This window comes from Rhodococcus zopfii NBRC 100606 = JCM 9919 (assembly GCF_001895025.1).
GTDB classification, from domain to species: domain Bacteria; phylum Actinomycetota; class Actinomycetes; order Mycobacteriales; family Mycobacteriaceae; genus Rhodococcus; species Rhodococcus zopfii.
Map to the genome: position 1 here is coordinate 13,257 of NZ_BCXI01000036.1, position 12,735 is coordinate 25,991.

The window sequence follows — 12,735 nt, forward strand, 5'->3', positions numbered from 1 at the left end:
GTCGAATGTCGCTCGTGTTGCGCCTGCTGCTGTTTGCCCACGCGTCCACCGACGCGCTCGCGGTCGCGCGCTTCCCCAGCGACGACCCGCTGTCGGACCGGGGCCGGCGCGAACTCCGGCGCGTGCACCCGCCCGTCGTCGACCACGCGCTGACCGCACCGGAGCGCCGGGCCGTCGAAACCGCGGCAGCGCTGGGGGCGCGCGCCGAACCCGACACGGCGCTGCGGGAGGTCGACTACGGCAACTGGACGGGCCGGTCGATGTCGGAGGTGCCCGAGGCCGACCTCGCGGCGTGGCTGACCGATCCGCACGCGGCACCGCACGGCGGCGAATCGATCGCGGCGCTGCTCGACCGAACCCGGTGCTGGCTCGACACGATGGCGGACCGGTCGGGCCGGTGGCTGGCGGTGACGCATCCGTCGGTGGTGCGGGCCGCGACGGTGTGTGCGCTGGGGGCTCCGGCGTCGGCGTTCTGGCGTGTCGACGTGCGGCCGGTGAGCGCCACGCGGCTGCACGCCCGTGACGGCAGGTGGACGCTGCGGCTGACGTGACCGGCTACCAGGTGACGTCCTGCTCACACCGTCGTCCGTCGACGGTGGATTCGATCTGCACGGTCGCGTGGTCGAGCCCGTGGGTGGACAGAACGGTACGGGCGGCATCGAGGACCCAACGCGAGTCGTGGTCGCTGACCAGATGCACGGTCGCGACGTCCATGCCGGTCGTCAGTGTCCAGACGTGCAGGTCGTGGACGCCGGTGACGCCGGGCAGCGCGGCGAGGTCGGCGCGGACCGCGTCGACGTCGAGGTGTGCCGGTGACGCCTGCGTGAGGATGCGCAGCGAGGCTGCCGCAAGGCGCACTGCGCGTGGCACGACCCACAGGGAGATGAGCACACCGACGACGACGTCCGCGAAGTTCCACCCGAAGCCGAGGATCAACGCGCCGGCGACGAGGACCCCGACACTGCCGACCGCGTCGGCGAGCACTTCGAGATAGGCACCGCGGACGGCGAGGCTGCCCTTCGCGTCGGCGCGCAGCATCGACATCACGACGAGGTTCGCGACGAGTCCGGCGGCCGCGGTGAGGATCATCGCCAGGCCGGGCAGTTCCGGGGTGTCGCCGATGCGCGCGATCGCCTCGTAGAACACCCAGGCCGCGACGCCGAGCAGCAGTACGGCGTTGGCCATCGCGGTGAGCACTTCGGCGCGGTGCCAGCCGAAGGTGCGCGCAGCGGCGCTGCTGCCGCGGCGGGCCAGCAGCAGCGCGATCAGCCCCATCGACATGCCGACGACGTCGGTGAGCATGTGCCCGGCGTCGGCGAGCAGCGACAGCGACCCGATCCACAGGCCGACGGTGGCCTCGAGGACCAGGAAGGCGACGAGGATTCCGAGCGACACCGCCATCCGGCGGATCGTCGCCGTGGACGGGCCGGCACCATCGCCCTGCCCGTGCCCCACTCCGTGTGAATGTCCGTGACCGGCCCCCATGGCCCTCCCTCCGAATCCCGGCCATCATATGCACACATGCGCATGTATTCAACACTCACCGCGGGCGCTGGAACCTGCACCCGGTCAGGCCCAACATCGGTTCCCGTCACGGCCGGGGCAGGCCGGTGTCGCTGTCGGTGTCGTGATCGCTGTGGAGATCGGGGCGGTAGGCGGGGGTGTCCGTGGTCGGCGGCAGGGTCGCAATTGCCGAGACCCGCGCCAGGCCCGCGGCCTGCATGAGGTCGACGATCAGCGAACGCAGCTGCGCGAACACCACCGTCGCCGACAGGCCGGCACCCTCCACCAGTTCCGGCGTCATTCTGCGGGCAACGCTGCGCAGCACCCGCGCGGCCTCGGCCTGATCGGGCTGGTCCCCCGGCTCGGCGAGGATCATCTCGCGCAGCACATCGACGGCATCCGCGAGTTCCTCGATGCGTTGGACGAGCCGCGGGTCGAGAATCTCGTCGTCGCGCACCAGCGTCAGCGAACGCCGCGCGAGAACCCGGATGTTGCGCATCGCGTTGTCGATCGGATCGGCCGCGGCGGTCAGCCGTTCCAGACGGGGTTTGGTGTTCCAGTACAACGGGGAGAGCCTGCTGACCTCCCGCCCACCCTTGAGGTGGGTGCGCATTCCGTCGATCGCCGGCTGCGTCGCGCGAGCCTGTTGCAGCGCCGTGTCGATGGGCTTCGGATTGTTCTCCACCAGTCCGGCCTCGACCTTCCGCAAGACATCCGCTGCGGTCGCGAGGATGCCCGCCGCGTCGCGGCGCGCGCGTCGCACCGGATGGGTCGGCACCATCGCGACGACCGCGATCCCGACGAGACCACCGATCAGTGCGTCGACCATGCGGTCGGTACCCCCGGTGCCCCCGGGCGGGATCAGGGTCGCCACCAGCACCGCCGAGTTGCCGGCCTGCATCGAGAAGACGGGGCCGCTGTTGATCAGAACGGCCGTGGACATGGCCATCGCGACGACCAGCGCGATCTGCCACGGACCGCTGCCGATCATCGAGATGATCAGGTCGCCGACACCGATGCCGATCGTGACGCCACAGACGAGCTCCACCGACCGCCGCAGCCGCGCGCCCAGCGACAGGCCGAGGGACACCACGGCGGCGATCGGAGCGAAGAACGGACCCACGTGCCCGACCGGACCGCTCGCCACCCACCAGGCCAGTCCGGCGGCGAGCGCGCACTGGACGATCGGCAGCGCCGACCCGCGCAGTCTCGTCGCCGGCCCCCGCAGTCGCCGGCGAATCTCGGTCCGGTCGAGCAGGTGCCTACTCGACGCCGAGTTCACGAGCGGCGCGCGGATCGCAGTCCTCGAGCAGGTCGAGGCAGCGGGCGTGCTCGTCGGTCTCGCCGATCGTCTTCGCGGCCTGGGCGAGGGCGGCGACGCACCGCAGGAATCCGCGGTTCGGTTCGTGCTCGAACGGGACCGGACCGAAGCCCTTCCAGCCGTTGCGGCGCAACTGGTCGAGGCCGCGGTGGTACCCGGTGCGGGCGTAGGCGTAGGCGGTGATCGTCTCGCCGCGTTCGAGTGCGGCCTCCGCCAGGTACGCCCACGCGATGGACGCCGTCGGATGGTCCGCCGCGACCTTTGCGGGGTCCTCGTGGTTGAGCAGTGCCGATTCCGCGTCGTCGTCGCCGGGAAGCAGGGTGGGCTGGGGTCCGAGGAGATCACCGAAGGAGGTCATGGCGACCATTCTGCCCGCCCCCGCTCGACGCTGGATAGGCTGCCCGGGAAACCGTAGGCCGTCGAACGAGGTGTATTCGTGCCGGATCCGAAGAAGGAAGACGCTTCCACTCCCCCGGATGCCGGGACACCCGCGCCGCAGCAGGACGCACCGGTGGACGAGCCCGCGACCGCAGCTGCAGGCACCACAGGCGACGGACCCGCGCAGGACGACGAGAAGCCGGCCGCCGGAACCGGGTCCGAGGCCACCGGCGAGTCCCCCGCGTCGACCGACTCGGACGGCAGCACCGACGAGACCGCCGAGGTACCCGCGGCAAGCGATACGCCGGACGGCGCCGACGTCGACGCGGACGCTGCGACCGTCGCGATCGCACGGTCGAAGCCGGACGCCGATGCCGATGCGGGGACCGATTCCGCTGCCGACGCCCGAACCGTGGCGATTCCCGTCGTCGGTGCCGGCGCATCCGAGACCTCTGCGCCGGCAACCCCCGAGCCCGAGACCAAGTCCGCTTCCGCGTCCGACGAGAAGACCGCGTCCGACGAGAAGACCGATTCCCCCGAAGCCGGAGATACCGACGACACCGGGACCCCGACCGCGGTGGGAAGCCCGGCGGACAACTCGCCGACCGTCGCCATCGCTGCCGCCGATGCCGAAACCGTGGCGATCCCCGTCGCCCGAGTTCGCGCATCCGGGTCTCCCGGGCCCGAAGCTACCGGGCCCGAAACATCCGAGCCCGAGGAGTCAGCCCGGAAGCCCGACGGGCCATCCCCGAATCCTGCCGATGCTGCGACCGTGCAGATCCCGGTGCGGGCGCATGTGCCCCACAATCGGCAGCCGCAGCGCATCGAACCGCGCGCAGCCGAACCCGCGCGTCCCCAGCCGCAGCGCTTCCAACCGCAGCCGACGCCGCAGCGCATCGAAGCGGGGTCTCCCGGCCGCGGCGGCAAGCGCTGGGCGCTCGCGGCGACCGTTGCGGGATTGCTGGTGGTTGTCGCGATTGTCGTCGCGGCGCTGCTGGTGTTTCTCGATCATCGGTCCGAGAACTCTCCCGAGACGCGGATCCGCGCGAGTGTCGACACGTTTGTGAATGCGCTCGCGGCCGGCGACCTCGCGACGTTGCGGACGTCGACGTGCGGGGGCCTGGCCGATTTCTACGCGACGGTGGATCCGGCGAAGTTCACGGAGATCCACAACCTGGCGGAGCAGCAGGGTTCGGTGCCGGTGGTAACGAGCATCGACAAGGTTCAGATCACCGAAAACCAGGCGATCGTGCAGGTCACCGCACATCCGTCGGGAACACCGACCGATGTCACCGAGCGGACGTTCGACCTGTCCGACGTGGGCGGGGAATGGAAGGTCTGCGGCGAATAAGAGGCGAATAAGAGTCGTGCGTGTTTCCGGTAGTCGGAACTACCGGAAACACGCACGGGGGTGATCAGCCTGCGGACACCGAGCGTCCGGCCGACTTCAGGTCGTTGCAGGCCTCGATAACGCGGGCGGTCATCGACGCCTCGGCCTTCTTGAGGTAGCTGCGCGGATCGTAGGCCTTCTTGTTGCCGACCTCGCCGTCCACCTTGAGCACACCGTCGTAGTTCTCGAACATGTGGCCCGCGACGGGACGGGTGAACGCGTACTGGGTGTCGGTGTCGACGTTCATCTTCACGACGCCGTAGCTCAGCGACTCCTCGATCTCGGACTTCAGCGAGCCGGAGCCGCCGTGGAAGACCAGGTCGAACGGCTTCGAACCGGCCGGAAGACCCAGCTTCTTCGACGCGGCGGCCTGGCCGTCGGCGAGGACGGACGGCTTGAGCTTGACGTTGCCCGGCTTGTAGACACCGTGGACGTTGCCGAAGGTCGCGGCGAGCAGGTACTGGCCCTTGTCACCGGCGCCGAGCGCATCGACGGTCTTCTCGAAGTCCTCGACCGTGGTGTAGAGCTTGTCGTTGATGGCGTTCTCGACGCCGTCCTCTTCACCGCCGACGACGCCGATCTCGATCTCGAGGATGATCTTCGCGGCCTGCGCGGCGGCGAGGAGTTCCTGGGCGATCTCGAGGTTCTCGTCGATCGGAACGGCCGAGCCGTCCCACATGTGGGACTGGAACAAAGGGTTGCGGCCGGCGTTCACGCGCTCCTGGGAGATCGCGATGAGCGGGCGCACGAAGGTGTCGAGCTTGTCCTTCGGGCAGTGGTCGGTGTGCAGGGCGATGGTGACGTCGTACTTCTCGGCGACGACGTGCGCGAACTCGGCGAGGGCGACCGCGCCCGTCACCATGTCCTTCACGCCCAGACCGGAGCCGAACTCGGCGCCACCGGTCGAGAACTGGATGATGCCGTCGCTACCGGCGTCCGCGAAGCCCTTGATGGCGGCATTGATGGTTTCGGACGAGGTGCAGTTGATCGCGGGGAACGCGAAGGAGTGCTCCTTCGCGCGAGCGATCATCTCGGCGTAGACCTCGGGAGTCGCGATAGGCACAGCGGCTGTCCTCCAGATGAGATGTCGTCGCCTACCTGGGGTAGCGGTAGGCGCAAGGGTTGTCCCTGCAGTATGTCAACAGTCCCGCGAACTGCACAGTTGGGTCCGGTTGCACACCCTCGCGCAACCCGACGGCGAGGCACCGGGCCTCGTCCGCAGGTACACCGCCGGTACTCTGGTGGCCGTGACTTTCGTGGAAGCCTCGGAATCTGTGACCAATCTGGCTCTGTTACCGGGATTCCTGGATCCGGTCAATCTGCTCAATTCGTTCGGCACCTGGGTGCTGGTCGGCCTGCTGCTGGTCGTGTTCATCGAGTCGGGTCTGCTGTTTCCGCTGCTGCCGGGCGACTCGCTGTTGTTCACCGCCGGTCTCGTCGTCGCAGGCAAGTCCGCGGAGGTCGAGGCGTTCGCCCCGCTGTGGGTGCTGCTGGTGACGATTCCGATCGCCGCGATCCTCGGCGACCAGGTCGGGTTCTTGATCGGCACGAAGGGCGGCACCGCCCTGTTCAAGAGCAACGACGCGAGGTTCTTCAAGAAGAAGTACATCGACGAGTCGCACGCGTTCTTCCTGCGGCACGGGCCGGTCACGATCGTGCTGGCCCGGTTCGTCCCGATCGTCCGTACGTTCGCGCCGCTCGTGGCCGGCGCCGCGAAGATGCCCTACCGCGTGTTCATCGCCTACAACATCGTCGGTGGCGTCCTGTGGGGTGCGGGCATCACATTGCTCGGCTATCTGCTCGGGCAGATCGGTTTCATCCGCGACAACGTCGACCTGATCTTCCTGCTCATCGTGTTCGTCTCCGTCGTGCCGATCCTCATCGAGGTCGGCAAGCGTTTCCTCGCGTCCCGTAACGGCGCCGCGCACGCCGACGGCGCCGCATCCGAGGGCACCCCGGCGTCGATGGACTCGGCGGCCGCAATCTCCGACAACGAGAAGACCCTGGTCATCGACTCCTCGGCGTTCGCCGACGAGCGCCGGCGCACCGACGACGCGACCGCCGACACCACTCCGATCCCGACTCCGGGCCACCCGACGAACTGACTCGGAAACGCACGAGGCCCCTTCCGCTGTGGAAGGGGCCTCGTGCGTTTCCAGGCTCCGTCTCTATATCGAGACGGTCGCGAACTGGCTGACCGGTCGCGGCAACCCGAAGTGGTCGCGCAGCGTGCGCCCGGTGTACTCGGTGCGGAACAGGCCGCGTTGCTGCAGGATCGGCACGACCTGTGCGGTGAACGCCTCGAGTCCCTGCGGGTATTGCGGCGGCATCACGTTGAAGCCGTCCGCACCGCCCTTCGTGAACCATTCCTCGATGGTGTCGGCGACCTGTTCGGCGGTGCCGGCGAACACGCGGTGTCCACGCGCGCCGGCGAGCCGGTGCAGCAGGCCGCGCAGCGTCGGCCGGTCCCGTTCGACGATGTTCGCGACGACCTGTTTGCGGCTGGCGGTGTTGTCGGTGACGGTGCCGGCGTCGCCGAACACGTCGAGCGGCACCGGCTCGTCCAGCCGCAGGTGGCGCAGCGACACCTGTGTGATGTTCTCGAGCTGGGTGAGCCCGTACTCGACGACCGTCAGCTCGTTGAATTCGCGTTCGAGGGCGTGCGCCTCGGCCTCGGTGTCGCCGATGAACGGGCTGATGCCCGGCAGGACCTTCACGTGATCGGGGTTGCGGCCGAACTCTGCCGCCCGCTTCTTGATGTCCGCGTAGAACGCCTGCGCATCGGACAACCGCTGGTGGGCGGTGAAGATCGCCTCCGCGTACCGGCCCGCGAAGTCACGGCCGTCGTTGGACGACCCGGCCTGCACGAGCACCGGATGCCCCTGCGGCGAGCGTGCCGCGCCGAACGGACCGGCGACCTTCAGGTGTTTGCCTTCGAAGTTGATCGGGTGGATCTTCCGGGTGTCCGCGTAGATTCCGCGCTCCTTGTCGATGACGAGCGCGTCGTCCTCCCAGCTGTCCCACAGTTTGACGACGGCGTCGACGAACTCGCGGGCCCGCTCGTACCGGGTGGCGTGGTCGGGGTGCACGTCGAGACCGAAGTTGCCGGCGGCCTTGTCGGGGCCGGTGGTGACGATGTTCCAGCCGGCGCGGCCCCCGGAGATGTGGTCGAGCGAGGAGAACAGGCGAGCCAGGTTGTAGGGCTCGTAGTAGGTGGTCGACGCGGTCGCGATCAGACCCAGGTGGGTGGTGACCGACGCGATCGCGGTGAGCAGCGTGATGGGCTCGAAGCTGTAGGTGGCGTTGTGGCGCACGTCGGTGCGCAGCGCCGGGCCGTCGGCGAGAAACACCGCGTCGAGCTTCGCGGCCTCCGCGGTCCGCCCGATGTCCTGGTAGTACGTGACGTCGTAGAGCCGCTCCGGGGTGCTGCCCGGATGCCGCCACGATGCCTCGTGGTGGCCGGTCGGATAGATGAAGGCGTTGAGAGTGAGCTGACGTGGTTGTTCGGTCATGTTCCTACAACTAGACCGGCACCTGCGTCGCAACCAGGGTTAGGGTTGCGACGATCGTAAAGCCCGCTCGGCCGCGACCGCGTGCGCCGCTTCCATGAGCATCCATCCGCCGAGTTGCACCGACAGATCCCGTTCGGCGACCTCGGATTCGTGGACGGTGCCGCCCGAGAACCGGGCGATGGCATGACCGGTCCCGGGCAACCGCGCCTGCACCGACCAGTCCCGGCCGAACAACGGCAGTTCCTCGATCTGCAGGCGGTTGTCCCATGCCGCGTCCGCCGACATCAGCACCAGGCGGGCGGCGGTGTTGCGGGCACGTTCGTCGTCGACGTCGTGGACCGGCAGGCTCGTCGCGACCGTCGCGAGATACCGGGCCAGGATGCCGTTGAACAGTCCACCGTCACCCCCACCGCCGCCGGTGATGACGCTGGCGTCGGCCAGTTCGAGGTCGACGGCGTCGACGAGCGCGTGCACCCGCTTGCGGTGCCGGTCGTCGCCGATGCGGATGGCCAGGTCGGTTTCGAGTCCGAGCACCACGCCCTGGCAGTAGCTGTAGATCGCGCGTTCGATCTCCCCGTTCCGGATGCCGTCGAAGATCAGTCCGGTGTCGGGGTCCTTGAGGGTCTCGTCGATCCAGTCCGCGATCTCCTGCGCGCGCCACATCTTGCCCGTGCGGGCCAGCAGGATCCCGGCGGGGCCGTTGGCGGGGGTGTTGAAGAAGTTGTCACGTCGGCGCCACGGCAGCCCGCCGCCGCGGTCGGGTTGCCACGCCGCGAACAGCGCGGCCTCGAGATCCGCGATGCCGCCGCGGTGATCGACGAACAGGTGCCGTTGCGCGCGTTCGAGCGCGAGACCGAGCCACGCCATGTCGTCGTAGTAGTTGTTCGTCCACCCGCTGAGGTTGCGGATGCGGTGGGTGCGGGTCAGCCGGACCACGCGGCGCCGGCGTCGCGGCGTCGCTTCCCGTTCGGCGGCGTCGACCGCGAGATCGATCAGATGCGCCTGCCACCAGTAGTGCCATGTGAAGAACATCCGTTCGCGGCGGACCGCGGGCCATCCGACGACACCCATCGCCGTGCCGGGCAGCGCCCACAATCGGCGTATGTGCCGGGAGTCGACGGCAGCTTCGGCGGCATCGGCCCGCTCGGTCCACAGTTCCGACATGACGTCGATCATCCTCACTTCACGATGGGTGTGCTACCGGTAGCAGCACCACCACGAGACTGTGCGTGCGTCACCACGCGCGTGTCGGGTCCGCATGCTGACGTATCCAGGCGTGCATCGCGATTCCCGCGGCGACACCGGCGTTGATGCTGCGGGTCGAACCGAACTGGGCGATGGACACCGTCGTCGACGCGACCTGCCGGGCCCGCTCGGTGACACCGGGGCCCTCCTGCCCGAACAGCAGCAGGCAGTGGTACGGCAGCCTGGTGGTTTCCAGCGGCACCGAACCCGGTGTGTTGTCGACCGCGACGATCTCGAGATTCCGGTCGGCCGCCCAATCGATCAACGCATCCACATCCGGATGGTGCATCAGATGCTGGTAGCGGTCGGTTACCATGGCGCCCCGCCGATTCCAGCGCCGACGGCCGACGATGTGCACGGTGGCCGCGGCGAACGCGTTGGCGGTCCGCACGACCGTGCCGATGTTCGCGTCGTGCCCGAAGTTCTCGATGGCCACGTGCAGCGGATGCCGCCGCGTGTCGATGTCCGCGACGATCGCCTCCCGCGTCCAGTAGCGGTAGGCGTCGACCACGTTGCGGCGGTCGCCGTGCGCGAGCAGTTCCGGGTCGTAACGCGGATCCTGTGGGGGCTCGGTGCCGAATTCGTCGACCCACGGGCCGACGCCGTTCGGGTGCTCGCCCCACTCGGTCGGGCCGGCACCCTCGTCGTTGCCGGTCACGGTCAGAACGTCTCGTTCGAACCGGCCGCGACCGTGAAGCCGTGTCCGGTGTCGTCGTTGACGCAGGTGACGTCCGTGCCGGTGGTGGAGCACGAGAAGCCGAGCTTCGACAGCGTCGAACCGGCGGGCAGCGCGGCGGTGTCGTCGCCGGACAGATAGACCGGTCCGCCGGAGCACATGAACGCCCCTTCACCCTCGTTCGCGACCCGAATGCCGTTGCCCCAGTTCACGACACAATCGTCCGGTCGCGGCGGCACCGGGTCGGTGGTGCCCTCACATCCGGCTTCGCTGCGGGTGGGCAGCTTGATGATGCCGCAGTGGAACTGCCCGTCCGGGCTGGTGAAGTAGTACGACTCGTTGCGCTCGTAGGGCACGTCGACGAGCGAGGTCGGCGCTTCCGGCTCGATCGTCGTCGTGGTGGCCGGTTCGGTCGTCGTGGTGGTCGTCGGGGCGACCGTCGTCGTGGTCGGCGCCGGGGCACTCGTGGTGGTGGTCGGTGCCGCCGCAACGGATTCCGTCTGCGCCCCCTCGTCGCCTGCGCCACATCCGGCGAGCAGCAGAGCCGCCGCCGTCACCACACCGATCGACGCCACCCGACGCACGTTCACGCAACTCCCTTTCGAAGATCCGGGTGCCACTCTATCGGCCGGTCATCGGTGGCCGGTGAGCCACCGGTTCATCAGCCGGTTGAGCACTGCCGGCGACACCTGGGCGGTCGCAGCGAACAGCTTCGCCTGCCATCCCACCGGACGGTGCACCTTCCAGCGCGGCTGCCCGGGCCGGGTCGCCTCGTACAGGGCGTGTGCCACGTCGTCGGCGGTGAGCCGGATCCCGAGGGACCGGGTCGCGCCGGTGTCCATGCCGGTGGTCATCGCGGTGTCGACGAACATCGGCCATATCGCCAGCACCCGGATGTCGTGCTCGGCCCATTCGATCTCGAGCGCCTCGGTCAGGCCGCGCACCGCGAACTTGGTGGCGCTGTAGGTCGCGAGTTCGGGCTGGCCGTAGATCGCCGACGCCGAGCACAGGTTCACCACATGCGAGCCCGGGGTGCGGCGCAGATACTCGAACGCCGCGTGGCAGCCGTTGACGGTGCCGGTCACGTTGACGTCGACGATCCGGCGGTGTCGCTCGAGGGGCGTGTCCGCGAACGGCCCCGACGCGAGGATGCCCGCATTGTTGACGAGGATGTCGAGGCGGCCATCCGGGCAGAACTTCTCCAGCGCCCGTGCCCACTGCTGCGGGTCGGTGACGTCCAGAATCTCGGTGACGATGCCGGGCTGTTCCGCCGCGAGAATGTCGAGCCCCTCGGCGTCGACGTCGAACGCGCCGACGCGGTAGCCGCGGCGCGCGAAGAGCAGGGCGGTGGCACGGCCGATACCGGCGGCGGCACCGGTGACGAACACGCTGGTGACAGGCATGACCGCCAGCCTAGCGATCCCGATGCCACCGCGGGTGCGGGTTATCCTGGGTGTCGGAGGGAGCAATGAACCACCAGCGCGTCGCGCGCGCCGTCGTCGCCGTCACCGGCGGGTACGTCCTCGTACTCGCACTCTGGCTGACGTACTTCGTGGACGGTTCACCCGAGGGCACCATCGGATTCCAGGTGATGTTCCTCGTCTGTGTCTACGGCTCCGCGCTGGGCTTGGCCATGATCGTCGCCGGACGCCCGTCCCGCAGCGACCGCCGACTCGAACGGCACGGCCTCGAGGGGTGGGCGACGATCCGGTCGGCGACACCGATCGCACACACCGTCGACAACGGGGAGATCACCGAACTCGACCTCGACCTGACCGTGCCCGGGTCCGAGTCGTACCGCGGACGCGTGGTCTACGAGGTGCCCCCGGAATACGCCCGGGCCTTCGAGCCGGGTCGGGTCGTCACCATCCGGGTCGATCCGAAGAACCGCGACCGGATCGTGCTGTGCCCGTGAGCGTTCTGTGTGGATTCACGCTCGCATAGCGGGCACAAATCCACACAGAGTACGTCGGTCAACCCCGGCGAGCCGCGACCATGCCTTCCACCAGCAGCAACTGCGCCGCCGCGTAGGTCGCGAGGATGGGACCCTCGGCCACGGCCCGCGTCTTCTTGCCCTTCAGCAGCACGCGACGCACCACGATCGTGCCGTCGGAGACCGTGAACACGAAACCGCCGAGACCGAGCCAGCTGCGCCGGTCCGCGGACGGCCGCGGCATCCCCGCCAGCTGCGCCGAACCGGGTGCCAGCACCGGGTCGGCCGCGAGGGTCGCGGTGGTGGCGAGCAGCGCCCCGTACCCGGTCAGCGGGGCGGCGACGTTGCGGGACTTCGCCGCCAGCAGGCCCGCCGCACCGAGCGCGGCCGCCGCGCGCGGCACCGCGGCGATCGCGTGGGGGCGGGCGCCGTGCCGCGCGAGCAGCGTCGAATAGCTCGTCTGCATCACCGCGAACGACGTCGCGCCGCGCACCAGCCGCCGGTCGTCGTCCGGATCGATCATGAACACATCGCCGACGGTCGCGGCGGCGAGTCCGGCCAGGAGCAGCGCGGTGTCGACGCGGTCGGTGTCGCGACTGCGGCGCAGCACCCGGACCGCGAGCGCCGGGGCCATCAGTGGTTTGGCGACCTGCTGCAGTTTCTCGTTGCCGAGCACCCCACCGAGCACCGTGGCCGCGGTCGCGGCGGCGAAGACCGCATGTTCGGCGCCCCAGTTCTTCCGGCTGAACCACGTTGTGCTGAATCCACCCATGATCG

General features: G+C 69.1%; 14 protein-coding genes. 4 read left to right on the forward strand and 10 right to left on the reverse strand.

The genetic code is table 11. The annotated features are described in order from the left end of the window. Nucleotides 1-5: 5 nt before the first annotated feature. On the forward strand, nucleotides 6-551 hold the full coding sequence (locus tag RZ1_RS20920; protein ID WP_072814445.1) for a histidine phosphatase family protein: 546 nt from the start codon (nucleotides 6-8) through the stop codon (nucleotides 549-551). A 4-nt stretch (nucleotides 552-555) separates the two neighbouring features. Here RZ1_RS20920 and RZ1_RS20925 read toward each other — a convergent pair whose 3' ends face one another. From RZ1_RS20925 to RZ1_RS20935, 3 genes are all read right to left on the reverse strand, one after another. Then, a complete protein-coding gene (locus tag RZ1_RS20925) occupies nucleotides 556-1,485 on the reverse strand; it encodes a cation diffusion facilitator family transporter (RefSeq protein ID WP_072814446.1) in 930 nt (309 codons plus the stop codon). A 106-nt stretch (nucleotides 1,486-1,591) separates the two neighbouring features. Then, nucleotides 1,592-2,761, reverse strand: coding sequence for an FUSC family protein (locus tag RZ1_RS20930; protein ID WP_139281922.1), 1,170 nt, complete (start codon nucleotides 2,759-2,761; stop codon nucleotides 1,592-1,594). A gap of 4 nt (nucleotides 2,762-2,765) precedes the next feature. Continuing rightward, a complete protein-coding gene (locus tag RZ1_RS20935; RefSeq protein ID WP_072814491.1) occupies nucleotides 2,766-3,182 on the reverse strand; it encodes a DUF3151 domain-containing protein in 417 nt (138 codons plus the stop codon). A 78-nt stretch (nucleotides 3,183-3,260) separates the two neighbouring features. On the opposite strand from RZ1_RS20935, the gene RZ1_RS20940 reads away from it, so the two are divergent. After that, entirely contained in the window at nucleotides 3,261-4,553 is a 1,293-nt protein-coding gene (locus RZ1_RS20940; protein WP_238072067.1) for an Rv0361 family membrane protein, read from the forward strand. Between the two features lie 64 nt (nucleotides 4,554-4,617). On the opposite strand, the gene fbaA is transcribed toward RZ1_RS20940, so the two are convergent. After that, the gene (gene fbaA, locus RZ1_RS20945) at nucleotides 4,618-5,655 is read right to left on the reverse strand and encodes a class II fructose-bisphosphate aldolase (RefSeq protein WP_072814448.1); all 1,038 of its coding nucleotides are present in this window, start codon (nucleotides 5,653-5,655) and stop codon (nucleotides 4,618-4,620) included. A 184-nt stretch (nucleotides 5,656-5,839) separates the two neighbouring features. On the opposite strand from fbaA, the gene RZ1_RS20950 reads away from it, so the two are divergent. After that, on the forward strand, nucleotides 5,840-6,697 hold the full coding sequence (locus RZ1_RS20950) for a VTT domain-containing protein (RefSeq protein WP_238072068.1): 858 nt from the start codon (nucleotides 5,840-5,842) through the stop codon (nucleotides 6,695-6,697). A gap of 63 nt (nucleotides 6,698-6,760) precedes the next feature. Here RZ1_RS20950 and RZ1_RS20955 read toward each other — a convergent pair whose 3' ends face one another. The 5 genes from RZ1_RS20955 to RZ1_RS20975 form a co-directional block, all read right to left on the reverse strand. Further along, nucleotides 6,761-8,104: an LLM class flavin-dependent oxidoreductase gene (locus tag RZ1_RS20955; protein ID WP_072814449.1), complete on the reverse strand. Its 1,344-nt coding sequence runs from the start codon at nucleotides 8,102-8,104 to the stop codon at nucleotides 6,761-6,763. A 39-nt stretch (nucleotides 8,105-8,143) separates the two neighbouring features. Continuing rightward, nucleotides 8,144-9,268, reverse strand: coding sequence for a glycoside hydrolase family 76 protein (locus RZ1_RS20960; RefSeq protein WP_072814493.1), 1,125 nt, complete (start codon nucleotides 9,266-9,268; stop codon nucleotides 8,144-8,146). A 70-nt stretch (nucleotides 9,269-9,338) separates the two neighbouring features. Beyond that, nucleotides 9,339-10,007: a TrmH family RNA methyltransferase gene (locus RZ1_RS20965; RefSeq protein ID WP_238072069.1), complete on the reverse strand. Its 669-nt coding sequence runs from the start codon at nucleotides 10,005-10,007 to the stop codon at nucleotides 9,339-9,341. 2 nt (nucleotides 10,008-10,009) lie between these two features. Next, nucleotides 10,010-10,615 carry a hypothetical protein gene (locus tag RZ1_RS20970; RefSeq protein ID WP_072814450.1) on the reverse strand — a complete coding sequence of 202 codons (606 nt, stop codon included), beginning with the start codon at nucleotides 10,613-10,615 and terminating at the stop codon, nucleotides 10,010-10,012. A 42-nt stretch (nucleotides 10,616-10,657) separates the two neighbouring features. After that, nucleotides 10,658-11,428 (reverse strand): SDR family oxidoreductase, encoded by a 771-nt coding sequence (locus tag RZ1_RS20975; RefSeq protein WP_072814451.1) that lies wholly within the window; start codon nucleotides 11,426-11,428, stop codon nucleotides 10,658-10,660. 65 nt (nucleotides 11,429-11,493) lie between these two features. On the opposite strand from RZ1_RS20975, the gene RZ1_RS20980 reads away from it, so the two are divergent. Further along, complete coding sequence (locus tag RZ1_RS20980) at nucleotides 11,494-11,940, forward strand: hypothetical protein (protein WP_072814452.1); 447 nt, start codon at nucleotides 11,494-11,496, stop codon at nucleotides 11,938-11,940. Between the two features lie 58 nt (nucleotides 11,941-11,998). On the opposite strand, the gene RZ1_RS20985 is transcribed toward RZ1_RS20980, so the two are convergent. Then, entirely contained in the window at nucleotides 11,999-12,730 is a 732-nt protein-coding gene (locus RZ1_RS20985) for a lysoplasmalogenase family protein (RefSeq protein WP_072814453.1), read from the reverse strand. Nucleotides 12,731-12,735: the final 5 nt, after the last annotated feature.